Origin of the sequence: Paenibacillus chungangensis (genome assembly GCF_042675905.1) — a bacterium.
Classification (GTDB): domain Bacteria; phylum Bacillota; class Bacilli; order Paenibacillales; family Paenibacillaceae; genus Pristimantibacillus; species Pristimantibacillus chungangensis.
The window spans coordinates 1-24,553 of sequence record NZ_JBHTJZ010000035.1; the positions used below are offsets into that span (position 1 = coordinate 1).

At 50.3% G+C, this 24,553-nt stretch carries 22 protein-coding genes and 1 riboswitch; of the genes, 13 read left to right on the forward strand and 9 right to left on the reverse strand.

The window, feature by feature from the left end; genetic code table 11:
- Positions 1-519: 519 nt before the first annotated feature.
- From ACFQ2I_RS18485 to ACFQ2I_RS18495, 3 genes are all read right to left on the reverse strand, one after another.
- Positions 520-2,007 carry an S-layer homology domain-containing protein gene (locus tag ACFQ2I_RS18485; RefSeq protein ID WP_377566825.1) on the reverse strand — a complete coding sequence of 496 codons (1,488 nt, stop codon included), beginning with the start codon at positions 2,005-2,007 and terminating at the stop codon, positions 520-522.
- Positions 2,008-2,137: 130 nt separating this feature from the next.
- Positions 2,138-2,824, reverse strand: a complete 687-nt coding sequence (locus ACFQ2I_RS18490; protein WP_377566827.1) for a response regulator transcription factor — start codon at positions 2,822-2,824, stop codon at positions 2,138-2,140.
- A gap of 7 nt (positions 2,825-2,831) precedes the next feature.
- Positions 2,832-4,310, reverse strand: coding sequence for a sensor histidine kinase (locus tag ACFQ2I_RS18495; RefSeq protein ID WP_377566829.1), 1,479 nt, complete (start codon positions 4,308-4,310; stop codon positions 2,832-2,834).
- A gap of 226 nt (positions 4,311-4,536) precedes the next feature.
- Here ACFQ2I_RS18495 and kduI point away from each other — a divergent pair, with 226 nt between their 5' ends.
- Genes kduI through kduD form a run of 3 tightly spaced genes read left to right on the forward strand, consistent with a single transcriptional unit; the run spans position 4,537 to position 6,946 of the window.
- The gene (kduI, locus tag ACFQ2I_RS18500) at positions 4,537-5,367 is read left to right on the forward strand and encodes a 5-dehydro-4-deoxy-D-glucuronate isomerase (protein ID WP_377566831.1); all 831 of its coding nucleotides are present in this window, start codon (positions 4,537-4,539) and stop codon (positions 5,365-5,367) included.
- A gap of 24 nt (positions 5,368-5,391) precedes the next feature.
- A complete protein-coding gene (locus ACFQ2I_RS18505; protein WP_377566833.1) occupies positions 5,392-6,186 on the forward strand; it encodes a DeoR/GlpR family DNA-binding transcription regulator in 795 nt (264 codons plus the stop codon).
- A 4-nt stretch (positions 6,187-6,190) separates the two neighbouring features.
- Positions 6,191-6,946: a 2-dehydro-3-deoxy-D-gluconate 5-dehydrogenase KduD gene (gene kduD / locus ACFQ2I_RS18510; RefSeq protein ID WP_377566835.1), complete on the forward strand. Its 756-nt coding sequence runs from the start codon at positions 6,191-6,193 to the stop codon at positions 6,944-6,946.
- 95 nt (positions 6,947-7,041) lie between these two features.
- Here kduD and ACFQ2I_RS18515 read toward each other — a convergent pair whose 3' ends face one another.
- From ACFQ2I_RS18515 to ACFQ2I_RS18525, 3 genes are all read right to left on the reverse strand, one after another.
- Complete coding sequence (locus ACFQ2I_RS18515) at positions 7,042-7,515, reverse strand: GNAT family N-acetyltransferase (protein ID WP_377566837.1); 474 nt, start codon at positions 7,513-7,515, stop codon at positions 7,042-7,044.
- 87 nt (positions 7,516-7,602) lie between these two features.
- Positions 7,603-7,779, reverse strand: a complete 177-nt coding sequence (locus ACFQ2I_RS18520) for a hypothetical protein (RefSeq protein ID WP_377566839.1) — start codon at positions 7,777-7,779, stop codon at positions 7,603-7,605.
- A 96-nt stretch (positions 7,780-7,875) separates the two neighbouring features.
- Positions 7,876-8,526, reverse strand: a complete 651-nt coding sequence (locus ACFQ2I_RS18525; RefSeq protein ID WP_377566841.1) for a hypothetical protein — start codon at positions 8,524-8,526, stop codon at positions 7,876-7,878.
- 1,287 nt (positions 8,527-9,813) lie between these two features.
- Here ACFQ2I_RS18525 and ACFQ2I_RS18530 point away from each other — a divergent pair.
- From ACFQ2I_RS18530 to ACFQ2I_RS18540, 3 genes are read left to right on the forward strand one after another with little or no spacing between them, the layout of a single operon-like run.
- Entirely contained in the window at positions 9,814-10,803 is a 990-nt protein-coding gene (locus tag ACFQ2I_RS18530; protein WP_377566843.1) for an ABC transporter ATP-binding protein, read from the forward strand.
- Entirely contained in the window at positions 10,800-11,615 is an 816-nt protein-coding gene (locus tag ACFQ2I_RS18535) for an ABC transporter permease (RefSeq protein WP_377566845.1), read from the forward strand. Before ACFQ2I_RS18530 ends, ACFQ2I_RS18535 begins: the two co-directional genes overlap by 4 nt.
- Before the next feature lie 7 nt (positions 11,616-11,622).
- Positions 11,623-12,405 (forward strand): ABC transporter permease, encoded by a 783-nt coding sequence (locus ACFQ2I_RS18540; RefSeq protein WP_377566847.1) that lies wholly within the window; start codon positions 11,623-11,625, stop codon positions 12,403-12,405.
- Between the two features lie 80 nt (positions 12,406-12,485).
- On the opposite strand, the gene ACFQ2I_RS18545 is transcribed toward ACFQ2I_RS18540, so the two are convergent.
- The gene (locus tag ACFQ2I_RS18545) at positions 12,486-12,923 is read right to left on the reverse strand and encodes a hypothetical protein (protein ID WP_377566849.1); all 438 of its coding nucleotides are present in this window, start codon (positions 12,921-12,923) and stop codon (positions 12,486-12,488) included.
- Between the two features lie 2 nt (positions 12,924-12,925).
- A riboswitch (cyclic di-AMP (ydaO/yuaA leader) is annotated at positions 12,926-13,087 on the reverse strand.
- A gap of 154 nt (positions 13,088-13,241) precedes the next feature.
- On the opposite strand from ACFQ2I_RS18545, the gene ACFQ2I_RS18550 reads away from it, so the two are divergent.
- From ACFQ2I_RS18550 to ACFQ2I_RS18560, 3 genes are all read left to right on the forward strand, one after another.
- Complete coding sequence (locus ACFQ2I_RS18550; RefSeq protein WP_377566850.1) at positions 13,242-14,648, forward strand: MBOAT family O-acyltransferase; 1,407 nt, start codon at positions 13,242-13,244, stop codon at positions 14,646-14,648.
- Between the two features lie 11 nt (positions 14,649-14,659).
- Positions 14,660-15,934, forward strand: a complete 1,275-nt coding sequence (locus tag ACFQ2I_RS18555) for a DHHW family protein (protein WP_377566852.1) — start codon at positions 14,660-14,662, stop codon at positions 15,932-15,934.
- Between the two features lie 97 nt (positions 15,935-16,031).
- Positions 16,032-16,991, forward strand: a complete 960-nt coding sequence (locus ACFQ2I_RS18560) for an aldolase catalytic domain-containing protein (protein WP_377566854.1) — start codon at positions 16,032-16,034, stop codon at positions 16,989-16,991.
- A 705-nt stretch (positions 16,992-17,696) separates the two neighbouring features.
- Here the strand turns inward: ACFQ2I_RS18560 and ACFQ2I_RS18565 are convergent.
- A complete protein-coding gene (locus ACFQ2I_RS18565) occupies positions 17,697-18,014 on the reverse strand; it encodes a hypothetical protein (protein ID WP_377566856.1) in 318 nt (105 codons plus the stop codon).
- A 46-nt stretch (positions 18,015-18,060) separates the two neighbouring features.
- A complete protein-coding gene (locus ACFQ2I_RS18570; RefSeq protein WP_377566858.1) occupies positions 18,061-19,440 on the reverse strand; it encodes a Glu/Leu/Phe/Val family dehydrogenase in 1,380 nt (459 codons plus the stop codon).
- Positions 19,441-19,719: 279 nt separating this feature from the next.
- Here ACFQ2I_RS18570 and ACFQ2I_RS18575 point away from each other — a divergent pair, with 279 nt between their 5' ends.
- From ACFQ2I_RS18575 to ACFQ2I_RS18590, 4 genes are all read left to right on the forward strand, one after another.
- Positions 19,720-20,040 (forward strand): hypothetical protein, encoded by a 321-nt coding sequence (locus tag ACFQ2I_RS18575; RefSeq protein WP_377566860.1) that lies wholly within the window; start codon positions 19,720-19,722, stop codon positions 20,038-20,040.
- A 57-nt stretch (positions 20,041-20,097) separates the two neighbouring features.
- On the forward strand, positions 20,098-20,955 hold the full coding sequence (locus ACFQ2I_RS18580; protein WP_377566862.1) for a sensor histidine kinase: 858 nt from the start codon (positions 20,098-20,100) through the stop codon (positions 20,953-20,955).
- On the forward strand, positions 20,952-21,641 hold the full coding sequence (locus tag ACFQ2I_RS18585; RefSeq protein WP_377566864.1) for a response regulator: 690 nt from the start codon (positions 20,952-20,954) through the stop codon (positions 21,639-21,641). The genes ACFQ2I_RS18580 and ACFQ2I_RS18585 overlap by 4 nt, the downstream gene beginning before the upstream one ends.
- Before the next feature lie 431 nt (positions 21,642-22,072).
- Positions 22,073-24,394 (forward strand): helix-turn-helix domain-containing protein, encoded by a 2,322-nt coding sequence (locus ACFQ2I_RS18590; protein WP_377566866.1) that lies wholly within the window; start codon positions 22,073-22,075, stop codon positions 24,392-24,394.
- The last annotated feature ends 159 nt before the right edge of the window (positions 24,395-24,553 follow it).

Below are 24,553 nucleotides of genomic sequence, written 5' to 3' on the forward strand. Positions count from 1 at the left end.
CTGACATGAAGACCCCTAACGTTTTTGGCCATTGTCCACGGGAAATTATTTTCTGACAATTCAGATTAATTATTGTGTTAGTTTTTATGCAACGCTACTGAGGCAGCCTACATTGGAGTGCCGAAAAGGTGCGTACGAGCAGAAATAGTGTCGGTCACCTACATTGGAGTGCCGAAAAGGTGCGATTGAGCGGAAATAGTGTCGGCCACCTACATTGGAGTACCGAAAAGGTGCGATCGAGCAGAAATAGTGTAGGCAGCCTACATTAGAGCGCCAAAAAGGTGCGTACGAGCAGAAATAGTGTCGGCCACATAGATCGGAGTGTGCTAAAAGTGCGAGTGTGCGGCCGCAAGTCATGGGACATGTTTTGGAGCGAGAGAGCACTTCTTTGGAGGCTGCAGGGCATGCGGCAGAGGTTCAAAGCTGGAGGGAAGCCTATTGATAAGCGATGCACCAAGCAACAAGCGAAAGCTCCAAGGCTATGCAGCCTCGGAGCTTTCACTTCAATACAGACTTTAATTATTCCGCTAACGTTACGTCGTCAGCTACTGCCCAAGTTCCTACAGGAGAGACGGTATACCGGATGCCTTCGTCAACAGTTCCTTCGCTGATCTCGAAGATGCCAACAGCTCCTTGGCGGCTCTGCACCTTGTATTGCGCTGTCAATGTGGAACCGTCATTGCCTGTTAATTGAATGGAACGGTAAGCGAACAATTCATCGCCAGGGTCGCCGCTCAACGTCACCTGCAGTGTCTTGTCGTCGACAGCTTGTACGCTTGAGATGGCAAGCGGATCGATCTCTTCCGCCACGAAGCTTGCGTACTCAACGGTGAACCAGTCCGAGGATACCGTGTAAGTCGTACCCGGCTGCAGCGTCTGTCCTTGAGGCAGTCTGAACTTCGGCTCCTGCTTGCCGTCCGTGGATTGTGTATAGCCTACATATGAGACAGTGATCGGCTCGCCATTGTCTGGAGTCAGTACGGCAGTGCGGGAAGCGAGCGACGGAATGATCTCCAGCGACTGACCGTTATAGCTGTTCTCCTCGTCCAGCGCAATGGCGTTGCTTCCTCTGCCTCCGGCATAAGCCGAGATGACATAGCCGTAGTCGATGACGCCGTCTTGACGTAACGATTCGATCTCGAACGTGTCGGATGTCACTTGACGCGCTTCGCGCAACGGAATCAGCTTGTCGCTGGCCTCGAATGTAACCGTCTGTACTCCCTTGTAGGTAAGTGTCATCATCTCTCCTTCAGGCATGGTCTGCATCGGAACGATATATGTGGCGATCGACCCCGTCTTCAGCCGGGGCTGATTTACAAGCTTCAGTTCCGGTTCAAAGGCGAAGTTCTCGGACGCGGCCTCTCTGGACTCATCCTCCAGCGCAAGCGGAGCGTCGAAAGTCAATTCCAGAGCTACTTTATTCAGCGCGCGCACGGATACGATACGTGCGTCCTCTGAACGAACGGCCTTCTCTGACTGGACAAGTAGCTCAGCCATTTCACCACGTGTCAGATGGTTGCCCGTGATCGATAGCCCATCGATCCAATGAAGAACGGATTTGGTATCCCGCTGCAGCGCTTTGGCCAGAATGGCCGCTACATCCGCAGCTTCGACAGGCCGACTAGGCTGGAGCTTGCCGTCATCTTCGATCAGACCGAGCGCAATAGCAGACGTTACGTACGCATCATACCATTTCGCATTTGCTTCCGGCTCGGCTGCTTCTGTTACTTCCAGCCGGAACGTTAGCAGAGTCATCTTCAGCAGCTCCGCATTCGTGACTGGCTTGTTCGGTCGTATTTGCCCGTCTTCATAGCCCTGCAACACGCCTTTAGCTTGCAACTGCCGGATTGCGTCGCTATACTGCGCCTCGAAATTCTTCACCACCGCTTGTTGAACGTCAGCTACCGGGGCAAGCTGCTCGGCTTGCGTCTGATACGGCAGCAAAGCGCTGCCTCCGATGATTGCGCTTAAGGCCATGACCGCAGCGTTCCGTTGAAATTTGTTCATATTCACTCATCCTCTCAAGCGTTGTTAGTAGTCCCATGCATTTAGCATACAGGACAGCTCTAAACCGCCGGATAAGAGAATATAAACTTTTTATAAACGGGGGCTAAACAATGTTCAAAGCCAGAGAGGGCTACACGGTGAAGCGGTAGCCGGCTCCCCAGACGGTCTCGATAAACTGCGGGTTGGAGGGATCAGCTTCTATTTTCTCTCGAATACGGGAAATATGCACGGTGACCGTCGCGATGTCGCCGCTCGAATCCATGCCCCAGAGGCGCTCGAACAACTGCTCCTTATTAAATACACGGTTAGGATTCGTTGCCAGGAACAGAAGTACCTCGAATTCCTTAACTGTCAGCGTAATTTCCTTCCCGTGCAGGAATACCCGTCTGGAAGATGTCTGTATGGACAGCTCCCGGATATCGATACTGTCTGGCTTACTCTTTCCTCCGGTGTACCTTTCATAGCGCGCCAGATGGGCTTTCGCTCTCGCTACCAGCTCATTAGGGCTGAACGGCTTCGTAACGAAGTCGTCCGCTCCAAGGCCGAAGCCGCGAATTTTATCGATTTCTTCTTTTTTGGCCGATACGATTAGAATGGGAATATCCAGCTTCTCTCGAATTCGCTTGCAGATGTCGAAGCCGTCTGTCTCCGGCAGCTGCAGGTCGACAATAACGAGATCGAAGTCTCCCGTCAGCGCCTTGTTCAAGCCTTCCAGACCGTTGTGGCTAATCGTCACTCCGTAATCGTGCAGGAGGAAATAGTCGCGCTGTAATTCAGCAATATAATGGTCGTCTTCAATAATTAGTATCTGTCTCATCGTAACCTCACCGGTGATCTGTGAAATTTTGTAAGGATAAAAAAACGGTCGTACCTTCGCCAACAGAGCTCTTAATTGAAATATCTCCGCCGTGTCCCTCCATAATTCCCTTGGCGATGGCCAGTCCAAGGCCATATCCCGGCGCCGACTGATCTCGCGATTCCTCTTCCCGGTAAAACCGCTCAAATATATGGGGAAGAGATTCCGGCTTAATGCCCGGGCCGTTATCCTTAATCCATACTTCGGCCCGCTCCGGCCCCCGTTTAACGCCTATCGTTAATGTCTTCGGCTCGCGGACCATGTATTTCAGACTGTTGTCAACTAGATTGACGATAACGCGCCTCAGCTTCTCGCTGTCTGCCATGACGAAAATACTCTGCTCCGGCGGAGACGGACAATTCCACGCTACATCAACGTTGTGCTGGTCCAACTCGATCGCCATCTCGTCCAGCGTATGCCTCAAGAAAGAGACTAGCTCCAGTTGTTGGAAAGAATAGGGTTCCTTGTTCAAATCTAACTTGGAGAAGTAAAGCAACTCATCGACCAGCTTCTCCATATCGGTCGCTCTTGTATGAATGGCTCCAACGTAACGATTCAGCTTCTCCTGCGTATTCGTCACGCCGTCGCGGATTCCCTCCGCATATCCTTTTATCGTCGTAATGGGCGTTCTCAGATCGTGTGAAATGTTGGAGAGAAGCTGCTTGCGATTATTTTCATAGTGCAGTTGAAGCTGAATGGACTCGTGTAATCTCAGACGCATTTGCTCAAAGGTCATAACCAACTGGCCAATCTCGTCGTCGGATTCCGGCTTCAGCGCGAAGGTGAGATTGCCTTCCTTAATATGCTTGGCGGATTGCTTTAAGCGCTCCAGAGGCTGAATGATGTTGCGGGTGACGTAGCGATATAGCAGTAGGCTGGTGATCAGCAGTGCAGCGGCGAAAATGCCAATAAGAATCGGCAGCACCATTCGAATGACTTCTGCGAACGGACTTCGTTCCCGCAGGACGTAGATGCTCCCCCGATCGGCGGTGTCGGCACCGAAGCTAAAGTCGAATTTCGCATAAGAATAAAAGCGACTGCCCAGATTCATTGTGTTGCGAATAGAGTAATTGTTCATTTCGTAAGCGGGCAGCTCCGAAGCTTGAAGCGAATTGCCCAGCATCGGACTGACATAGACGAGCTGATCGTTGCGCCGAACGACAAGACCTGCCTGTACGAGCTTCAGCTTCATGTCGTAGCTCTGCAAGCGTTCCGGATCTTGAAGGAGTATGGGATCGTGCTTGGCCAGATATTTCAAGTCGAGGAAGATGCTCTCCTCCTCTTCGGACAGCGGGTGCAGCGAATAATGAATGCGGTAGAAGCTGCTTATGCTTCGGAAGTCTCCCGTTACGGCCACAGACAACAAGTAAGCGGCGGTAACGAACAGAATGACGGATACGATGACTAACGAGGCGAAGGACAGCAGCAAGCGGAATCGTATCGACATAGCCGGAATGCTCCTTTCATAGCTAAGCTGCGATGCAAATGAGGTATTGATGTGCCTCGAAAGAGGTTTTCTCATGAATCATGCCATGCAGGAAATGTGATTGCAAGCATTTGTACTTTAAAGGTTTGAAAATGTGTGGTATGATTAAAACGAACGTAATCAAACATTATTAAACGCAGTGCTGCGCCAAGCGCAGAGAGCTGCTAAAATGAGGAGGCAATTTATAATGGAAGTACGTCACACGACGAACCCGACAGATGTAAAACAATACGATACAGAGCGCCTGCGCCAGGAATTTCTGATTGAAAACCTGTACAAGGCCGATGAAATTAACATGGTATATACACATTACGATCGTATGGTGGTCGGCGGAGCATACCCGGTGAAGGAAACATTGACATTGGAAGCGGGAGATACGCTGAAGACGGAATATTTCCTGGAGCGCAGAGAGATCGGCTTCCTGAGTATTGGCGGCCCTGCTGTCATTACCGTTGACGGTGAAGCCCACGAGCTGAACAAGCTGGACGTGCTGTATGTCGGCAAAGGCAAAAAAGACGTAAAGCTGGCAAGCAAGGATTCCAGCAATCCTGCGAAGCTGTACTTCTGCTCCGCGCTGGCGCATGCGGAGTACCCGACTCGCATGATGACTATGGAAGAAGCTAACCCGGTACATCTTGGCGCACAAGAAACGTCCAATGAACGCGTCATCTACAAGTACATTCATGCCGATGGCATTCAAAGCTGCCAGCTGATGCTGGGCGTAACAAGCCTGCAAAGAGGCAGCATCTGGAATACGATGCCAGCGCATCTGCATGATCGCCGCATGGAAGCTTACCTGTACTTTGACATGGAAGAAGACACGCGCATCTTCCATATGATGGGCGAGCCGTCTCAGACAAGACATCTCGTCGTAGCGAATGAACAGGCGATCATCTCGCCGCCATGGTCCATCCACTCCGGAGTAGGTACGAGCAACTACACGTTCTGCTGGTCGATGGCGGGAGAAAACTACACCTTTACCGATATGGACGTTGTACAAGCCAGCGAAATGAAATAGTCACTTTTTTGAAGGAGGAAGGCCATGCTTGCTGCGGAACGCCATCGTGCAATCATTGCAAAGCTTGAGGACAACGGGGCTGTCAAAGTGTCTGAGCTCAGCGAGCTGTTCGGGGTAACGGAGAAGACGGTACGTGAGGATCTGGAGAAGCTTGAGAAGAAAGGCCTGCTTAAGCGAACGCATGGCGGTGCTGTATTGGAACAGGGGAGTGAGGACAGCTTGCTCCCGCTTCAAATACCGAATGTGAAGCACAGCCGGAAGAAGAGCGCGATCGCAGAGCTTGCGCTTACTTGCATCCAGGACAACGATATTATTGCACTGGATGCCGGCAGCTCAACGCTAGAGCTGGCCAGATTGCTTCCGAACAAGCCGATTACGGTTCTGACGAACGATCTGCTCATTATTCGTGAGCTGACAGCGAAGGAGAACATCCGACTGGTTGTTCCCGGCGGCTACCGCCACAATAACCTGCTGATCGGCGGAGAGTCCCAGGAATGGATCGCGAGGCTCAACGTCCACAAGCTGTTCCTGTCCACAACGGGCGTTCACCAAGAGTATGGATTGACGATTTTTACGGAGGAATTGGCGAAGCTGAAGCGACTTTATATGGATAATGCCAGAGAGATCTATTGTATGGCCGATTCTAGCAAATTCGACAAAGGTGCTCTCATCACTTTTGCCGAACTGAATGAAGTCGACTGCGTGCTGACCGATGACGGAATAGATGACGAGCTGGCGGCCAGATATGAAGCGCAAGGTCTGCGCATCATGAAGGCTGGGCTGTCCTCTGACGGGAAGAGCGGGAAGCGAAAGGGGTAGTGGGATGAGTTATTTTGATTTGACGGGCAAAAAGGCAGTTGTAACAGGCGCGGGCCGTGGACTGGGAACTTCCATCGCGCTGGGGCTGGCGAAAGCGGGAGCGGACGTGGCTCTCGTCACAAATCGTACGCCGGCTGATGCGGTGAAAGCGGAGATCGAAGCGATGGGCCGCAAGGCAATCACTATTCAAGCGGATGTGTCGGATCGTGACCAGCTGGCGGGCATTATCGACCGGACAATTGCAGAGCTGGGAGCTGTGGATATTCTGGTCAACAATGCGGGCATTATTCGCCGCACACCGGCTGCAGACCATAGCTATGAGGACTGGCAAGCGGTCATCGATGTGAATCTGAACTCCGTATTTGTACTGAGTCAATTGGCTGGAAGACATATGATTGAGCGCGGCTCCGGGAAGATTATTAACATAGCATCCATGCTGACCTTCCAGGGCGGTATTACGGTGCCTGGCTATACGTCCAGCAAGCATGCGGTTGCGGGCTTGACGAAAGCGCTGGCGAACGAATGGGCATCCAAAGGCGTACAGGTCAATGCGATTGCTCCCGGTTACATGAGCACAGACAACACGGAGGCGCTTCGCGAGGATCCGGTGCGCAGCAAGTCCATTCTGGAGCGTATTCCTGCAGGTCGCTGGGGCACGCCGGACGACTTGGCTGGACCAGCCATATTCCTGTCCTCTGCCGCTTCAGATTATATGAACGGCCATATTCTTGCGGTAGACGGCGGCTGGCTCGTTCGCTAATCCATACGTAGAATACGAATAAGATACAGGGCACCTCTCGGGCACGCATTATGCGGCTTGAGGGTGCTTTGTTTTGCAATGAACTTACGTGTCCATTAGCGTAAACGCTTGATCATTTTGAAATTCATTAGCTTAGTGCTATTACGTTCTACGATTTGCGATTTTACTACGATATACCCTTTTCTTTCGAAGAAGGGTTTAGCAGTAATACTGGAATCGGTTTCTATTTGGTTTAGACGTAATTTATTGGCTTCAGATTCAAGCGTATCTACCAATGCCGAAGCAATTCCCTGTCTCTGGTGCTCTTTATGAACAAATAGTCTGTCCAGGTACCCTTGTAAAGTCATGTCTGAAAAGCCCACGATGTCACCATTCATTTCAACAACATATGAAATATGAGTAGTTAGAGCTTTCAACCAGACCTCCTTTCGCTCCTTCAAACTCGTTGGGGAAGCCCAAGCGTATACTTGTTCTTGCGTATAGTCTTGCTTATTTATAGTATGTACGGTCTCATAAAATAAAGTGATAATCTGGTCAATATCCGTCCTGTGAAATTTTCGAAGCAGCAATGAAACACCCCCTAGAGTATAACGTGGTTACCGACTCATGCCCGCTGTCGTGTCCTGGTTATTAGTTGTAGCATTGTTTTCGATCGTTCAATTGGTTGGGTTTATAAATTGGAAGATACCAATCAAGACCAGTAAAACTACGAATACAATTATAAAAGTTAAGCTAAACCGCAAAATATTTGATCCCTGTGATTTGTTCTGAACTTGATTTTCGAGAGAAGCTACCCGCTCTTTTAGTTCCTGAATTTCTTTTTCTTGCTCCATTGGTTATCCCCCTCATTTCTGCTTCAAATTAATGTCATAAAATCCAGTCAGCCCAGCTGAACTGACTATAAAAATAAGGAGGGGAACGATGGTGAACTAACCAAGCACTAGTACCGTGGGATAACCAATAGCCTTACCATCATGGGTTTGATATTTAAGCCCCTTGATTCCCTCTTCCATTTCCTCGGCTGTTTGCTCACTTCCATAATTGAATTTATCTTGCTCCACGCCGGTAATCAGCCATTTCTTGTCAAGCTTCTCCAATGTATACTTCTTAGTAGTTGCGGTGAACGGTTGATCTTTCAACTCTTTATTTTCAAATGTGTAAATATTGACTTGATTGGCCTGATTTCCTTTATACACATCCGATATACGTACAGTTACGCTGAGTTTATCCATTTCGATTCTATGAATTAAACGAAGCATACGTTCTTTATGTTTGTCGTAATCCCATTGCGACATATTCTTCAGATCATCTCGGGTGTATGTTACGCTATCATATCCAAATACGACCTCATCGCTCATAGACACCCAGTATTCTTCACTTACGATTTCATTTACAATTTTGAAATATTGTTTATGCGATTTGTTAAAGTAAATAAGATCAAATTCACTCTTTTCAACTGTCTTCACATGTTCCACCATCTGTTGTTTCTCCGAACGCCCCAACGACGTCGCAGAGGTACATGCCGCTAAAATGCTAATAGACAATAGAAGTAACCAACACAAATAACTTTTAAATCTCATTCTAATCCTCCTTTTTTCCTGCCAGTCAGCTTGATCTCTTATGAAGGGATGTCTGAGCCCATCGACTGATGTTTTACCAATTCTGTACCAAGCCACATTGCCGTGCAGACGAACAACAGACCGCCGTGCATTTCGTTCAGGCCTTCTAAGCCTGCTATAACACACCAAATTGTACCATATTTGAAAGGGTAGAAAACAACTTTAACAAAACTATCCTATTCGATTGTGGCGAAGCGTCAGTTTAATGGCAAGAACTCAATAGATGGGGGCAGGAGCGGAGGTTATTGGAACGTTGTAGCGAATGGTTGCTTGAAAGCATTTGTCACAATAAAAACTCTAACTGGATTTTGTGACATTAATAAACCTGAAATCATCGTTCGTCACAACAACAAATGGAAAAAGTACAGTTGAATCGGATCAGATTGCACAACATCGATCTAATGGGCTAATTTAGTAGCATAAAATCCAGTTCATTGTGATCAGAAGGAGCATTTCGGCCAAATTAATGTCGTAAAATCCAGTTAGATAAGGTAAATGATCATAATTGTAAAAGGATGACCTTAACCGTAGCTAGCATATGCCGGCTGCGGAGCAAATGAGGGCCGACTAGTCGCCCATACTGTGCAGAGGTGAATATAGCGGTTGCCACAGGGCTTAATTGGCTTAACATGAGCGGATTTGCAGGTTAACGGTCGCCTTGGCGCTTATGGAGCGAGGAAAGTGCGATATCGCATGTTACTGAGTGAAATAGGCTTCGTGGCGCCCGTTACATCGAAAAAGTTGGAAGGGAGACGTAAACAAGCTCGATGACAACCGTAATAGTGTCGAAAGGGAGCGCGGAAGGGACGAACGGTAACATCGAACGGAGGCGTCGAAAAGGAGCACAGGAGCATCGAACGAGACATCGAACGGAAGCATGGAACGACGATGCCTGTTACCTGTAAGGGGATGTGGTCTGCTGAAGACAAAGGTGGAGGAAAAGTCAAAAGACATATAAAATGCCCGACAGGTTTAATATTTAAACCGGCCAGGCATTGGTTATGTAAAAAAAATATAGTCCCTCAAAAAATAAAATTTAAACTTCCTGCGAAAACCAAGTGTTCTTCGTCACTTATAATAATAGTATAACCCGGACTGAAATATAAGTCTATACTTTTTTGGGAATTTGATATATATTTTTTTCCTGCCATCAAGCGGCATCTGCATAGAGGCTTCATGCCCCTTAAGTGCCATGTCAGAATGTCAGAACGACCGTCAAATTAAACAGGAGAAAAAGGAGAACAAATGATGCGAAAGCCAGTGATTGAGCTTGAAGACATCGGAAAGACGTTCCAGGTAGCGGAGCGGACAGCGGGACTGGCGTCAGCCGTGAAATCGTTGTTTAACCGCAAGCACAGAGAAGTGGAGGCATTGAAGGATATATCCTTCAGTATCGGGGAAGGGGAGATCGTCGGTTATATCGGTCCCAACGGAGCAGGCAAGTCTACGACAATCAAGGTGATGAGCGGTATTCTGGTTCCAGATAAGGGCACCTGCACCGTTATGGGCTTCACCCCATGGCGGGATCGATCACAGTATGTGGAGCATATCGGAGTCGTGTTCGGCCAGCGCTCGCAGCTATGGTGGGATGTGCCGGTGATCGATTCCTTCGAGCTGCTGAGGGACATCTACCGCATTCCGGAGCCCATCTACAGGGATAATTTGACCATGCTTACAGCGATGCTGGCTCTTGACGACATTCTGGGCGTGCCTGTCCGCCAGCTCAGCTTAGGGCAACGGATGAGGTGCGAGATCGCGGCTTCGCTGCTTCACAATCCGAAGCTGCTCTTCCTCGACGAGCCGACGATTGGACTGGATGCGGTAAGCAAGATTGCCGTTCGCAAGTTCATTAAGCGGATCAATAAAGAGCGGGGAGTGACCGTTATTCTGACCACACATGATATGAGCGATATCGAGGCGCTGGCGGACAGAATTCTGATGATTGGAAAAGGGACGCTGCTCTACGACGGCACGCTGCCGGAGTTGAAGGCGCGCTTCGGGTCGGGCCGCACGTTGACAGTAGATTATAGAGAGCATACGGAGCCGATCGAGCTGCCGGGGGCAAGTCGGCTGAGCTGGACGCCGGAACGGGCTGTGTATGCATTCGACGCCGAGCGGATCAAGCTGGCTGATCTCATTGCACCGTTGTCGCAGCAAGTAGAGCTGCTCGACATTGCGGTCGATGAGAAGGGAATTGACGAAATTATTGTTCAACTGTACGAGGAGCATCAGATATGATAGGCACGAGGAATGCCTATTGGTCCATTTGGCGCTTAAGGTTCATTAACGGCCTGCAGTATCGGACTGCAGCACTTGCCGGTATCGCGACCCAGCTGTTTTTCGGATTTGTTTTTATCATGATCTTCATCGCATTTTATGAGAATAGTGTGGCAACAGCTGTGTTCCCGTTGGAGGATCTGATTACTTATGTATGGCTGCAGCAAATTTTCCTTTCCTTCATCGCACTGTGGTTCCGGGACAATGAACTGTTCGGCATGATTACGGAAGGTCATATTGCCTATGAATTATGCCGGCCTGCGAAGCTGTATCCCTTCTGGTATGCGAAGCTGATTGCGCAGCGAGTGGCCAGCGCGCTGCTGCGGTGCTTCCCGCTGCTTGGGATCATCTTCTTCCTTCCCCAGCCTTATCGCATGGAGCTGCCGCCGGATGTGTTCACATTCATCCTGTTCACACTTGCGCTCATGCTCGCTCTTCTGCTGGTAACGGCCATATCCATGCTGATCTACATTTCGGTGTTCTGGACGATGTCTCCCGTCGGCTCCATTCTGATGGTGGGGGTGGCAGGCGAATTTCTGGCGGGCTTGATTATCCCTGTGCCGCTCATGCCATCGTGGCTGCAATCCATCGTCATACTGCTGCCCTTCCGTTATACGGCAGATTTCCCGTTCCGGGTTTATTCGGGGCATATTCCCAAGCTGGAGGCTCTGACTGGCATCGGCGTGCAGTTCCTGTGGTTGATTCTACTTATCGGTGGTGGCTACTGGCTTATGCAGCGAGCGCTTCGCGCCGTAGTCGTGCAAGGAGGCTAGAATACTTATGAAGCTGTACTTTCAATACATGTCCATCCATTTTAGATCGCAGATGCAATACCGGACGTCGTTTTTTCTGTTGAGCATCGGTCAATTCTTTATCCCGTTCTTTGTATTTGCCGGTATGTACTTTATGTTCGAGCGGTTCGGACAGCTGCAGGGCTGGAGCTTCTTCGAGGTGGCGTTATGCTACGCGGTCATTCACTTGTCCTTCTCGCTTAGCGAGAGCTTGGCGCGAGGCTTCGATGCGTTCTCCGCTCTTGTCGTGGCGGGCGGCTTCGACCGTCTCTTGGTCAGACCACGTAATACAGTGCTGCAGGTGCTCGGCTCGAAGTTCGAATTTACGCGCATCGGTCGACTTCTTCAGAGCATCATCGTGCTTATCTGGTCCGTGTCGAACCTGCCACAGGTTTGGTCGCTTTCGAAGCTTCTGACACTTGCTTTTATGGTGCTGAATGGCGTATTTATTTTCACAGGCATCTTTATATTGGCAGCGACGCTATGCTTCTGGACGGTTCAAGGCTTGGAGGTGGCGAACGTATTCACGGACGGGGGGCGGGAGATGGCGCAGTATCCGCTTCATATTTATGAGAGGCCTGTATTCAAATTCTTTACTTTCATTATCCCCTTCGGATGCGTGACGTATTATCCGCTGCTGTATCTGCTGGACAAGGAGGAAGGAAGCCTGTTGTCGGGCATTCTTACGCCGCTTGGCGGCGCCTTGTTCCTACTTCCGTGCCTGCTGGTATGGCGAGCGGGGGTGAAGCACTATCATTCCACCGGCTCATAACAACAATAAGCCCAGAGCTCATCTGCGAAGAGCTCTGGGCCACTGTCCATGCTGTTCATGAAGACATGCAATTGCTGTGATTAATCAATCGAGATATAAGCGATCGCGCGTTGCTGCAGAACCGATTCCTCTGCATGAAGCGATGTGGAGCCAGGTTGACCGGCCTGAAGCGTAAGCTGTGTCAATGCAGTTGCGAACATGGCGGTCATGCGGCTGTCGGCATCATGCCATTCGGCAATTCGCTCCGTGAGCCTTTCCGTAAGCGAGGATAGCGGGAATTGTCCGATAAAGGGGCGTAAGTGATGGCTCCAATCATCCAGATCAAGCGATTCAGTCTCGCATAGGAACTGTTCGCTCCATCCATAGCCGTATTCGCTCGTTAATCGAATACAGACTCGATATCCGGCTGCATCAACCGCAAGGGCGGGTATGACGAATAGCTCAATTCGGCTAATCGTCAGATGCTGCGGCTGATCCGCCGGAAAGGGGGAATCATTAACGCTAATGGACAGCATCATTGCATCTCTCCTTTTTCCGCTTACGAGGTTAGCTGTCGGATTCGGGCTAGAGAGAAGGCCCTACCGGGGGTACAACTCCCCGGATTCACCCCTTGCATGCGAATCATCGCCTGCATTGGTTCCCCCGCTTTTTCGAAAAACGAAAAATTAAGCGTTTATGTTTACATAATATTTTAGCGCTATTTTTTCCATTTGTAAATGCGCAATTAGGTGGAAGCCGAAGGCCGAGCTTGTGATGCTTGTTCTCTTTTTCCCACTGATTTGATATAATTTTGGAAATGTTGATAAACGGCATAGACATAGCTGGGAGTTGGGGACGTGGTCTTTTCAAGCTTGTTTTTTTTGTATGTTTTTTTGCCGCTTTTGTTTCTATTCTATTTTTTATCCAAGCGTACAAGCTATCGGAATGGCGTATTAATTGTCGCATCACTGTTGTTCTATGCGTGGGGGGAGCCAATCTGGGTCACCCTGCTGTTGCTGTGCGGCTTGAACGGATACTGGTTCGCCCACTACATCCATCGGCATAAGGGAACAAGGACGGGCATGTGGTTAACTGCCGCGGCTGTAAGCGTCAACCTGGTTATATTGGGCTTCTTCAAGTATGCGGACTTCTTCATCGCCAATCTGAACTTGCTGCCCCGGGTAGACCTTCCCTACACAGAAGTGGCGTTGCCAATCGGCATCTCATTCTTCACTTTTCAGATGATGTCTTATCTTGTTGACGTATATCGGGGCGATGTGAAGCGGCCGGGTACATTCACCCATGTTCTGCTTTATGTGTCCCTCTTCCCGCAACTAATTGCGGGACCGATCGTGCGGTATAAAGATATCGAGCATGAATTTCAGGATAGGCGGTTTTCCTGGACCTCATTCAGCTCAGGAATTACCCGGTTTGTCATCGGACTGGGCAAAAAAGTGATATTGGCTAACGGATGCGGCGAGCTTGCCCCGCTTTTCCTTGATAATCAACTGTCCGAAGCGACCGTGCTGGGAGCCTGGTTCGGCATTCTGTTGTTTGCACTGCAAATTTATTTCGACTTCTCCGGTTATTCCGATATGGCGATCGGGCTGGGCAAGATGGTAGGTTTCACCTATCCGGAAAACTTCAATTATCCTTACATATCGCGTTCGGCAACGGAATTCTGGCGCAGATGGAACATGTCGCTGGGCAGTTTTTTTCGCGATTATGTGTACATTCCGCTCGGCGGCAATCGCAGATGGCAAGCTCGTAATCTGCTCGTTGTCTGGTTTCTGACAGGGCTATGGCACGGAGCGAGTTGGAACTTTATTTTTTGGGGACTTTACTTCGGCTTTCTCATTTATATCGAGAAGCTGTTCCTGCTTCGTCTGCTGCGCCAACTACCGGTTTTTCTGTCTCATATATATGCTACTGTTGCCATGCTTTTGGGCTGGGTTTTTTTCTACTTTACGGATATGTCGTCGGGCATACGCTTTTTCAAGACGCTGTTGGGGCTGGAGAAAGCGAAGCTGTACAATCTTGAGCTGCAGATTTATGTGATGGATCATTTGTTCTTTCTAATCGTGGCTGTTGTCGCCTGTACGCCTCTGCCGAAGCAGCTTGCAGCCGCCTTATCGGCTCGACTCCCGGCGATGGGGAGGCTTCGACCGCTTTCCGTCCCACTCTTTAATGCGACTGTTCTATTTATATCGACAACGATGCTTGTAGGCAGCACCTACAATCCGTTTCTGTACTTTAGGTTTTAGGGGGCGAAGGGATGAACCGTGAGAAGTGGAATGTTGGCTTGTTCTTCGCCATCCTGGCGGCTTTCTTTCTATTGAATCTTTTTTTTCGCAGTACGGCGGAAGTGTCGCAGACGGAGCAGCGCACGCTTAAGCAATGGCCGGATTGGTCCGTGAGCAGCCTGCTGAACGGCGATTACGGGAGGGATGTGGAGGATTACTTCTCCGACCGCTTCGCGTTCCGAAGCGGATTCATCGCTGCTGGCAGTGGCCTTAGCGCATTGTACGGCATTACCAGCGGAGAGGAAGTGTCCATTCAACTGTCCGTGGGCAACAATATGCACGTCATTGCAGACAGCAAGCGCCTTGACGATAATGCAATTCCAGGGGCGAGCGGCAGCCAGCATGAGGATGACAGTGACGGCAAGAAGGGGAGATATCTCGTCATCGGCAATCGGGCGATGGAGATTTATTATTACAGACAGCAAGCAGCGCAGAAGTATGCGGCAGCGGTCAACGCTTTTGCGCTGAAAGCGAAGGCCGTGAAGAGTGTGAAGGGCATCTATACGATGCTTGTGCCGTCCTCTATCGAATATTTGAACAATGACAAATACCGCAAGCTGTCTCCCTCTCAAGCGGCTGCAGCGAAGGAGGTGGTGAAGCATCTGGCTCCTGGAGTGACAAATGTGCCCGTCTATGAACAATTGGAGCAGCATGCCGACGAGTATATTTATTTCAGGACCGACCACCACTGGACAGCTCTTGGCGCTTATTACGGCTATGTCAGTTACTCGAAGGCGGCTGGCAAAGAGACGTTGTCTGTCGAAGACTACGAGTGGCAGGAGCGGGGGACGTTCCTGGGCACGACCTATGCTGCGACGTTGGGCGAGGGAATGAAGGACGATCCCGATCAGCTGTTCCTGTATAAGGCGAAGGAAGCCACGTTGACAGCCGAGAATATGGGCAAGATGGTTGGAATGCCGGTAATCGATCAGTATGCGACCGGCTACAGCGCTTTTCTTGGGGGCGACACTTCCGTTGCCGTCATCTCTACCGAGCAATCAGACGATCGTATTCTCATTATTAAGGATTCCTACGCCAACGCCTTTGCTCCGTTCCTCATCCCGCATTACGAGGAGATTCATCTGCTGGATTTGCGTTATTATAAGGGAGATGTATATGACTATATGGAGCGGAACGACATCAACGATGTCCTGTTCCTGAACAATGCGGCGGTTACTTCTCATTCGGGCTTTACGGAAGTGCTGGAGAAGCGGCTGGGGCTGAACCTGGCGAATGACAAGAAATAATAGCGAAAATTGCTTTGCGTTCCATCATTAATTGAAGTATGATGGTAGATAAAATCTAATTAAATGAACTCATGTTCAACTTAAAGGAGCATCTGACATGCAATCGAAAACTAGCCACTGCAAAATTGTCGACTGTACGATTCGTGACGGCGGACTCGTGAACAACTGGGATTTCAGCGTAGAATTCGTCAGCCATTTATATAATAGCTTGAACGAAGCAGGCGTTGACTATATGGAGATTGGCTATAAAAACTCGCCGAAGCTGCTCAAGGGCGCTGATCAGGCGGGGCCATGGCGTTTCCTGAACGATGACTTCTTGAAGAAGGTCATCCCGAACAAAGGAAGAACGAAGCTGTCTGCGCTCGTAGATATCGGTCGTGTAGACGAGAGCGACATTTTACCGCGCAGCGAGAGCATGCTGGATCTGATCCGCGTAGCTTGCTATATTCAAGATGTCGACAAGGCACTGGAACTGGTGCGAATCTTCCATGATCGCGGGTATGAGACGACCTTGAACATAATGGCGCTGTCTAACGTGATGGAGAATCAGCTTATTGAGGCGTTCAAAGCGATTAACGACAGCGTCGTAGACGTCGTATATATTGTGGATTCTTACGGCAGTCTGAAGCCGGAAGACTTCAGCTACTTAGTGGACAAATTCAAGGAGCATCTGCCGAACAAGCGTCTGGGTGTCCATGCGCACAACAATCTGCAGCTGGCCTTCGCCAACACGCTGCTGGCGGCTGGCAAAGGTGTTGAGCTGCTGGACGCTTCTGTATACGGCATGGGCCGCGCGGCGGGTAATTGCAACACGGAGCTGCTCGTATCGGAGCTGCAAAATGCGAAGTACAACGTTCGTCCTGTATTGGATATGATCGAGAAGTATATGATTCCTCTTCGCGAGAAGGAAGAGTGGGGATACATCATTCCTTACATGATTACAGGCATACTGGATGAGCATCCACGTTCCGCGATGGCGCTGCGTGCGACGGAGAACAGGGATAAGGCGGTCGACTTCTACGATCAGCTGACGACTCCCGAGATGGCAAGCAAGTAAGGAGAATGGAAGTGAAGTCCGCATCGCACGCTTGACGTGCTGTGCGGGCTTTTTTTGTCACAAATCACTGCTATAGATGGCCTCTCTCACCAAAACAGATCGTTGTGGCAGATGTGATTGAGAGGAAATAATGTAGGTGGCCTACACTAGAGAGCCGAAATGGTGCGTGCGAGCAGAATTAGTGTAGGTGGCCTACACTAGAGAGCCGAAATGGTGCGTGCGAGCAGAATTAGTGTAGGTGGCCTACACTAGAGAGCCGAAATGGTGCGTGCGAGCAGAATTAGTGTAGGTGGCCTACACTAGAGAGCCCAAATGGTGCGTGCAAGCAGAATTAGTGTAGGTGGCCTACACTAGAGAGCCAAAAAGGCGGGTGCGCGAGGAAATAATGTAGGTGGCCTGCACTAGAGAGCCGAAATGGTGCGTGCAAGCAGAATTAGTGTAGGTGGCCTGCACTAGAGAGCCCAAATGGTGCGTGCAAGCAGAATTAGTGTAGGCGGCCTACACTAGAGAGCCCAAATGGTGCGTGCTAGCAGAATTAGTGTAGGTAGCCTAACCTTGGAACGCTGAAGTGTCGCTTTCGAGAAACCAGAAACTGCTGTGCACTGCAAAAAAAGCGGGAGATGGCTTAAGCCTTCTCCCGCTTTCCAATTCGTATTGCCGAACCGGCAGTCAATCCATTCTTCACTTCTTATCCTGACAGCCAAGCTATCCTTGCAGCAGCTCGCCGTTACCGCGAATTGCAGCTGCTTTATTAGTTTCGTTCGGGTGCAGGTGGCCTTCGCCCCGATAAACGATGCCGCTTTCCGCCGTTGCAATCACTCCGACGCCGATATCTTCGCTTTGACCGAACCAGTGCAGCAGCTCCTCGTCGCTCACCCCGTTCATATCGATATACCATAGCCGATCGCCGTATTGGGTAACCGTTATCAGCTCAGCGCTTTGAAACGGAATAATCCGGGCAGCATTCCCGTCATAGCTGATTGCGATCGATCTAAGCGCAACCGCCTCCATGCCTACTGACATCGCTACATCTCCTCTCTTGTTGCAGATGTCGGGAAGCGAGCCGTAATCAATACAGCTTGCCCTGTCTGTATAGAACCGTCGACAGCTTCGTGATGGCCTGAACATAACAGTTTTGCCGCAGCGCCAATGGATCGGAGAAGTACACCGGCAGTATGCTGCTCATCGTTTTTTGCATCTTGTCATGCAGCAGCTTGTAGATCTCTTCCTCTGTATGGAATTGTGTCTCGCGTCCTTGCAGCCATTCGAAGTAGGAGACGATGACACCGCCTGCATTCGCGAGAATATCCGGTATGATAATAATTCCCTTTTCAGCCAGCAGCTTGTCCGCCTCGCCTGTAACAGGCGCATTAGCACCTTCGACGATGATGCGCGCTTTCACTTGCTCCACATTCTGGATATGAATCTGATCCTCCAACGCCGCCAGTATGAGCACGTCCGTATCCATATACAGCACAGCCTCACGATCCAACACCTGCGCCTGAATGCCTAGTTCGGCCAAAGCTTCCTCCGACGTAGGCAGCTCGCTTTGATGCGTACTCGCATAATCAATTAATGCCGGTATGGACAGTCCGTCGTTGTTGTAAAGCGTTACGTTGCGATCGCTCACTGCCACGACTTTATTTTGCAGATAGGAGCAACGATAAGCTTCCAGAGCGGCGATCGATCCGACGTTACCGAAGCCCTGTACCGCTATAGTCAATGGCTTGTTGCCTAGCTCTAATGCTGTCTTGGCGAAGATGTTGGAACTGCCGGCCAACCAATTCTGCTGCTCCTTCAAGAAGTCGTGCATCAGGTAGCGGAAGCTGAAGTAGACGCCTCTGCCTGTCGCTTCCCTGCGGCCCAGCGACCCGCCGCTTACGATGCTTTTGCCTGTAAAGCTTCCCAGATAAGGTTTGCCGGGATTGATGCTCTTGTACTCCGACATCATCCAGTCCATTTCTCGTTCGCCGGTGCCCATATCGGGAGCGGGTATGTCTTTATCGGGACCAAGCACGTCGCTGAAGTATTGGACATACTTTTGGCAGATCAGATACAATTCTTTCTCTGTGAAATTGCGCGGATTGATAGAGACGCCGCCTTTGCCGCCTCCGAACGGAACCTCGTGAAGTGCGTTCTTCAACGTCATCAGCGCAGCCAGATTGGTCACTTCCGCCTCATTCACGGATTCGTGGAAGCGGATGCCGCCTTTATAGGCACCAAGCGCGTTGTTGTGCTGAATGCGGTATGCGGGTATGCGCACGACCTCGCCGTTCTCCTGCGCGATGCGGAGGAACGCTTTATGTATTTTATTAGGAGTGGACAGAATTGCAGCTAGCGAAGTGAATGCCTGTTTCCTACGCTCTCCTTGCAAGGATGGCAGGAATGTCTCATTTTCCAAAAGTGTGTGTAGTGACTGCATGACGATTTCGCCTGTTTGACTTGCCATTGTGATTCTTCCTCCTTGTTATGCCATAATAGTGTCAAGGTAAATTGTAACATATTACTGAGCCAAGGTTAAATGAGGGATAGCTTGGCTAATGACGTTGGTGTCTGTATGATCAACAATGTATTTCATTATTTTCAAGGGTGAGTAGAAAAGCAGGAAATATGAACCCTACGGCATTGTTCTTTCTGGATACCTCTAGTAAACTTTAAAGGGGTAAAGAAGACAATTCGTGCGCTGAAGTGTATGAAAAATGCATTTTGAAATAGAGGAAGTGTCAGCATGGCGAGCAGGTCGACCGCATACTGGCAGTTGACCACGCCTAATGCGCCAGGATCGAATGACCTTATGCTGGCCGTCTGGCTGCCGGAGGAGACCGGCGAACCACAGGACGTCGAACTGGAATTATATCGCAAGGATAGCCCTTCTTCAGGGTTCAACGTACCTTTGAGCACGAAGGAGAGGGAATTAGGCTATACGTTTCCGGGTTTTCGCGAGACGCAATACGATTCTGTCGGTGTCCGGCTGTCTGGCAGCGGTATCTGGGTCGCCGAGATTACGATTACCGACGGCTCGGGCAGCAAGTATATTCGCAGAATTTAACTTGGCAGCGGCTACCTCGGTCAGACACGATAATCGCTGCGGGAGGTTTTCGGATTAATGTCGTACAAATGGCTGAAATGGCTAATACTTTGGATTCCTACTATCGTCATCGGGGTATGGGAATACGTTCGTCATGCTTTTTTGCTTCCTTATATTTCGATGGATCTCGGCAATCTGCTGGCTCCCGTATTTGTGTTCTCGGTCACACTCACACTGCTACGATCGCTGTTCAAGAAGCTGGAAGGCATGCAAAATTCCTTGAAGCAGCAGGAAGTGATGAAGGCGGCTTTCGAAGAGCGGGAGCAGCTGGCACGAGAACTGCATGATGGCATATCGCAGTCGCTCTTCATGTTGTCTGTCAAGCTGAACAAGCTGGACAAGGCAGCTACGCCTGACGATGCCGCCCGTACGATGGAGGAGATCAGGAATACGGTAAGGCATGTGCATGAGGATGTCCGTCAGTCTATCGGCAACCTCCAGACTCCTCCTGCCGCGCCCGATACGAATTGGTTGCAAAGCCTGCATAATGTAATCGGAGAGATGGGGCTGGCAAGCGGCATTCGGACAGAGGTGGATTGGCAGCTGCAAGACGGCATGCTGACGGCTAAGGAGAAGATAGAGCTGCTGGCGATCATTCGCGAGTCGCTAATGAACATCCGCAAGCATGCGGAAGCAGATGCAGTGACGATTAAGGCCGAAGCAGTGACCGATCGCGGGGACGGAAAGCACTGTTTTCATTGCAGCATAGAAGACAACGGAGTCGGGGTTGATGAGCAGAAGCTGGAGAAGAAGGGGAAGTACGGGGTGAAAATGATGCTGGAACGGGCTCACTCCATGGGATGGGCGCTACAGATCACGTCAAAAGAAAGCGGCGGTACGGTTGTGAACATATGTGGAGGGGGAAAGAAGCGATGATGGATAGAACAAAACCGGTTCGCGTACTCATTGTAGACGATCACCCGCATGGCAGGGAAGGCATTCGGGATATATTGTCTGGCGATTCCTTCTTTCAAATTGCTGGGGAAGCGGCTTGCGGGGAGGAGGCGATCGCCGTGATGGCGGAGCTCCAGCCCGATCTCGTGCTAATGGACATCAATATGCCCGGGCTGGACGGCTTAGAGACAACGTATAGGCTGAAGCTGCTCTATCCTTCGCTGAAGATTATTATGGTTACAGTATCCGATGATATAACCCATCTGTTCGAGGCGATCAAGCGGGGGGCGCAGGGCTATCTGTTGAAAAATCTGGATCCGTCCGCCTGGCTACAATATTTGCGGGCCGTCGCGGTAGACGAGGCGCCGATGTCCAAGGAGCTGGCGTTCCGGCTGCTTCAGGAGTTTTCGCATGGCGGCGCAAGTGCCGGCGACGATAGCAAGCGCGGCGCAGCTTCGCAACAGGCGATGACGACACCGCTTACGGAGCGGGAGGAAGAGGTACTAAGGCGCGTTGCAACTGGAGCGTCGAACCGGGAAATCGCCCAGTCGCTGCAGTTGTCAGAGCATACGGTCAAAAATCATATGCGTCATATTTTGCAAAAGCTTCACTTGGACAATCGGGTGCAACTGACCCGCTATGCGCTGGAGCGAGGCATGGTGGAATGAGTAGCAGATACGACAAGTACGTTTGGGATGGGCAGGGCACTTCATGTGCATTTGTAAGGAGTTGTTGCGATTAGTAGAAGCTTTTGCCTTTGTACGATTTTTCGTATAAAAGTGGCTAAGTAGCAGTATTGAGTGGCAGTTTTGTACGATTTTTCGTATAAAAGTGGCTAAATAGCAGCATTGAGTGGCAGTTTTGTACGATTTTTCGTATAAAAGCGGCTAAATAGCAGCAAGGAGTGGCAGTTTTGTACGATTTTTCGTATAAAAGTGGCTAAGTAGCAGCATTGAGTGGCAGTTTTGTACGATTTTTCGTATATATTGGTGGCCATGACGGAACCGCAGAAGCGGACCGGAACGGCAACATGACAAATAGAGAGCAGTCATTACTGGAAGCGCTTAAGTGTTGAAGGGAAGGGAGGTCATTGTAGAGCATGAAGCTGTTAAAAAGCAATAAGCTGTTTTTGAAGCTCTATCTGTCCTACGCCATTATGTTTATCGTACCGCTGGCGATTGTAGGCGTACTGGTGTACGGGACGGTGCTGGCGACGCTAGAGGAGGAAACCCGGGATTACGGCATGGCCACGCTGCAAGGGACGAGCGAAGTGATGGATATGCGCATTCGCGAATTGGACGATCAAGCATATCAGTTGTCGCAGAACCGTAATATTGCGAGCTTCATGAATAATGAGATGAATGAAGGACCGCTTAAAATATGGGAGATGAAAGAGATCGTCCAAGACCTCAGTCTCTATCAGGTTCCCAATAATCTGCTGGATACTAGCGGCGTCTTCTTCTTCAAAAATAATATCGTGTTGACGCAAAATTCCAGCTACGAAACGAATTACTTCTATCGATACATATCTCGCTATAGAGACATGCCCTATGAGCAATGGCTGGAAAAGCTGCGGAGCTTGAAAGGAAGAGAGCTGTGGCCCTCCGCTGTAATCGACAACGAGAACAGCGTACCACGCCGCTATATTACCTACTTGAGATCGCTGCCGCTTGAACGCAGCGAGCATCTGGCGGTATTCTTCGCTCTCATCGATGAAGAGATGATCTGGTCGCTGCTTGGCAAGAGTGAGCTGGCCCAGAACAGTTATCTGGGCATTGTGGACAGCAAGGGGGAGATGATCATATCTCCCAAGCAAGAACAGTCAGCGCCGCAAATAAGTTACGAAGATGTGCTGAAGGCGGAAGATGGCTATTACTCCTTCCGGGAAGGTAAGGAACGTTACACGGTCATGCACGCATCGTCCGACGTGGTGGACTGGACTTACTTTTTCATCACGCCTGAGAAGGTGCTGCTTAATAAAATCTCGTCCGTTCGCGCTATATTCGTCGCGGTCATGCTCATCTGCCTGTTAGCGGGCATTGCATTATCCTACTTCCTGTCCAAGCGGAGCTATACGCCGCTGCAGAATATTGTAAGGTTCATCCGCCGCAATAGGGCCGATGCTAAGGACGGGGAAGTGGAATACGAGACCATATTCAACACGATTCGGGACGCCTTCACCGAGAATAAGGAGCTGGAGCAGAAGTTCAACTCCCAGTTGCCCAATCTGAAGACGCATTTCTTGCAGAGGCTATTGAAGCAGCAGCATCCAGGAGGAGTGCAATCGGAGCGGGAGCTTGCCGATCTGTACGGGCTTCGCTTTCCTTACCGCTCCTACCACGTAGCCGCCGTCAACATGGATGACTTCGGCAAGTTCAGTAGCCATACCAGGGACAAGGCGTTCGCCCGCTTCGCCGTATCCAACATCGCGGAAGAACTGCTGAGTTCTCTTGGCAACGCATATGCTGTGGAGTTGGAGGAAGGGATGCTGGCGCTAATCGTGAACACGGAGCATTCCGACATCGATGAAGAGCATTCCCGAGAGCAGCCTTTATGGAAGAAGCTGCAAAGCTATTGTCGAGAGCAGCTCGGCATGACGATCAGCATCGGCATCGGCCGGGGCTGCGGTGAACTGACACACATTGGAGGCTCCTTCAATGAAGCGGTAAGCGCCTTGCATTACGGGCTTATTCGGAAGTCCGGCGGCATTACGCATTATGCGCATATCGGCGAGCACGTCAATACGATCTACTACCCCATGGACAAGGAGCGCCAGCTGATGAATTGCGTGAAGGCCGGGGATGGGGCGAATGCCTTGCGGCTGCTGGATGAAATATACCGCCTTAACATCGTGGAGCGCCAGCTGCCTGTCGCCATGGTCAATTGCCTGGTTTACAGCTTGATGAGCACGACCTTCAACATACTCGACGAGCTGCATCTGGACTACACTGATTATTTCGATCAGGATATGAGCAAGTGGATGGACAAGGGACAAGCGGAGGATAGCCAGGCACGCTTCAAATATATTGCTACCACCCTGGAACGGATATGCGGAACCGTAGTGGAACGAAAGGCGGACAGCGGCAAAACGCTGCATGAAGATGTGCTGGAGCACATTCATCGCCATTATGCGAACGAAGGGCTGTCGCTATCTCTGGTGGCGGAGCAATTCCGCATCTCCCCAACCTACTTGAGCAGAATGTTCAAGGAAGGGACGGGCTATACGTTCGCAGATTACATTAACCGCTACCGAATCTCACAAGGCAAGCAACTGCTGAAGGAGGGGACGATGTCCATTAGCGAGGTGGCGGAAGCCAGCGGCTTCATGAGCGCCAACACATTCATCCGTGTATTCAAGAAGTACGAGTCGGTCACGCCGGGACAATACAAGGAAAGCCATGCCGGCTCAGCCCAATCTTAAGCCGGAATGGCGCGTGGTTATGCGGCGGGAGCAACAATGGACGATCGCTGCAACGATGGAAGATTGCCAAAGAATAGGTATGGGTGATCGCTGCAACGATGGAAGATTGCCTGGAATACGAATGAATGATCGCTGCAGCTAGCCGAGCATACGATTGGG

Bases quoted from the DNA above. Each gene is read 5' to 3' on its own strand.
- ACFQ2I_RS18485 (WP_377566825.1), bottom strand. From the start codon at position 2,007: ATGAACAAATTTCAACGGAACGCTGCGGTCATGGCCTTAAGCGCAATC.
- ACFQ2I_RS18490 (WP_377566827.1), bottom strand. From the start codon at position 2,824: ATGAGACAGATACTAATTATTGAAGACGACCATTATATTGCTGAATTA.
- ACFQ2I_RS18495 (WP_377566829.1), bottom strand. From the start codon at position 4,310: ATGTCGATACGATTCCGCTTGCTGCTGTCCTTCGCCTCGTTAGTCATC.
- kduI (WP_377566831.1), top strand. From the start codon at position 4,537: ATGGAAGTACGTCACACGACGAACCCGACAGATGTAAAACAATACGAT.
- ACFQ2I_RS18505 (WP_377566833.1), top strand. From the start codon at position 5,392: ATGCTTGCTGCGGAACGCCATCGTGCAATCATTGCAAAGCTTGAGGAC.
- kduD (WP_377566835.1), top strand. From the start codon at position 6,191: ATGAGTTATTTTGATTTGACGGGCAAAAAGGCAGTTGTAACAGGCGCG.
- ACFQ2I_RS18520 (WP_377566839.1), bottom strand. From the start codon at position 7,779: ATGGAGCAAGAAAAAGAAATTCAGGAACTAAAAGAGCGGGTAGCTTCT.
- ACFQ2I_RS18525 (WP_377566841.1), bottom strand. From the start codon at position 8,526: ATGAGATTTAAAAGTTATTTGTGTTGGTTACTTCTATTGTCTATTAGC.
- ACFQ2I_RS18530 (WP_377566843.1), top strand. From the start codon at position 9,814: ATGCGAAAGCCAGTGATTGAGCTTGAAGACATCGGAAAGACGTTCCAG.
- ACFQ2I_RS18535 (WP_377566845.1), top strand. From the start codon at position 10,800: ATGATAGGCACGAGGAATGCCTATTGGTCCATTTGGCGCTTAAGGTTC.
- ACFQ2I_RS18540 (WP_377566847.1), top strand. From the start codon at position 11,623: ATGAAGCTGTACTTTCAATACATGTCCATCCATTTTAGATCGCAGATG.
- ACFQ2I_RS18545 (WP_377566849.1), bottom strand. From the start codon at position 12,923: ATGATGCTGTCCATTAGCGTTAATGATTCCCCCTTTCCGGCGGATCAG.
- ACFQ2I_RS18555 (WP_377566852.1), top strand. From the start codon at position 14,660: ATGAACCGTGAGAAGTGGAATGTTGGCTTGTTCTTCGCCATCCTGGCG.
- ACFQ2I_RS18560 (WP_377566854.1), top strand. From the start codon at position 16,032: ATGCAATCGAAAACTAGCCACTGCAAAATTGTCGACTGTACGATTCGT.
- ACFQ2I_RS18565 (WP_377566856.1), bottom strand. From the start codon at position 18,014: ATGTCAGTAGGCATGGAGGCGGTTGCGCTTAGATCGATCGCAATCAGC.
- ACFQ2I_RS18570 (WP_377566858.1), bottom strand. From the start codon at position 19,440: ATGGCAAGTCAAACAGGCGAAATCGTCATGCAGTCACTACACACACTT.
- ACFQ2I_RS18575 (WP_377566860.1), top strand. From the start codon at position 19,720: ATGGCGAGCAGGTCGACCGCATACTGGCAGTTGACCACGCCTAATGCG.
- ACFQ2I_RS18580 (WP_377566862.1), top strand. From the start codon at position 20,098: ATGTCGTACAAATGGCTGAAATGGCTAATACTTTGGATTCCTACTATC.
- ACFQ2I_RS18585 (WP_377566864.1), top strand. From the start codon at position 20,952: ATGATGGATAGAACAAAACCGGTTCGCGTACTCATTGTAGACGATCAC.
- ACFQ2I_RS18590 (WP_377566866.1), top strand. From the start codon at position 22,073: ATGAAGCTGTTAAAAAGCAATAAGCTGTTTTTGAAGCTCTATCTGTCC.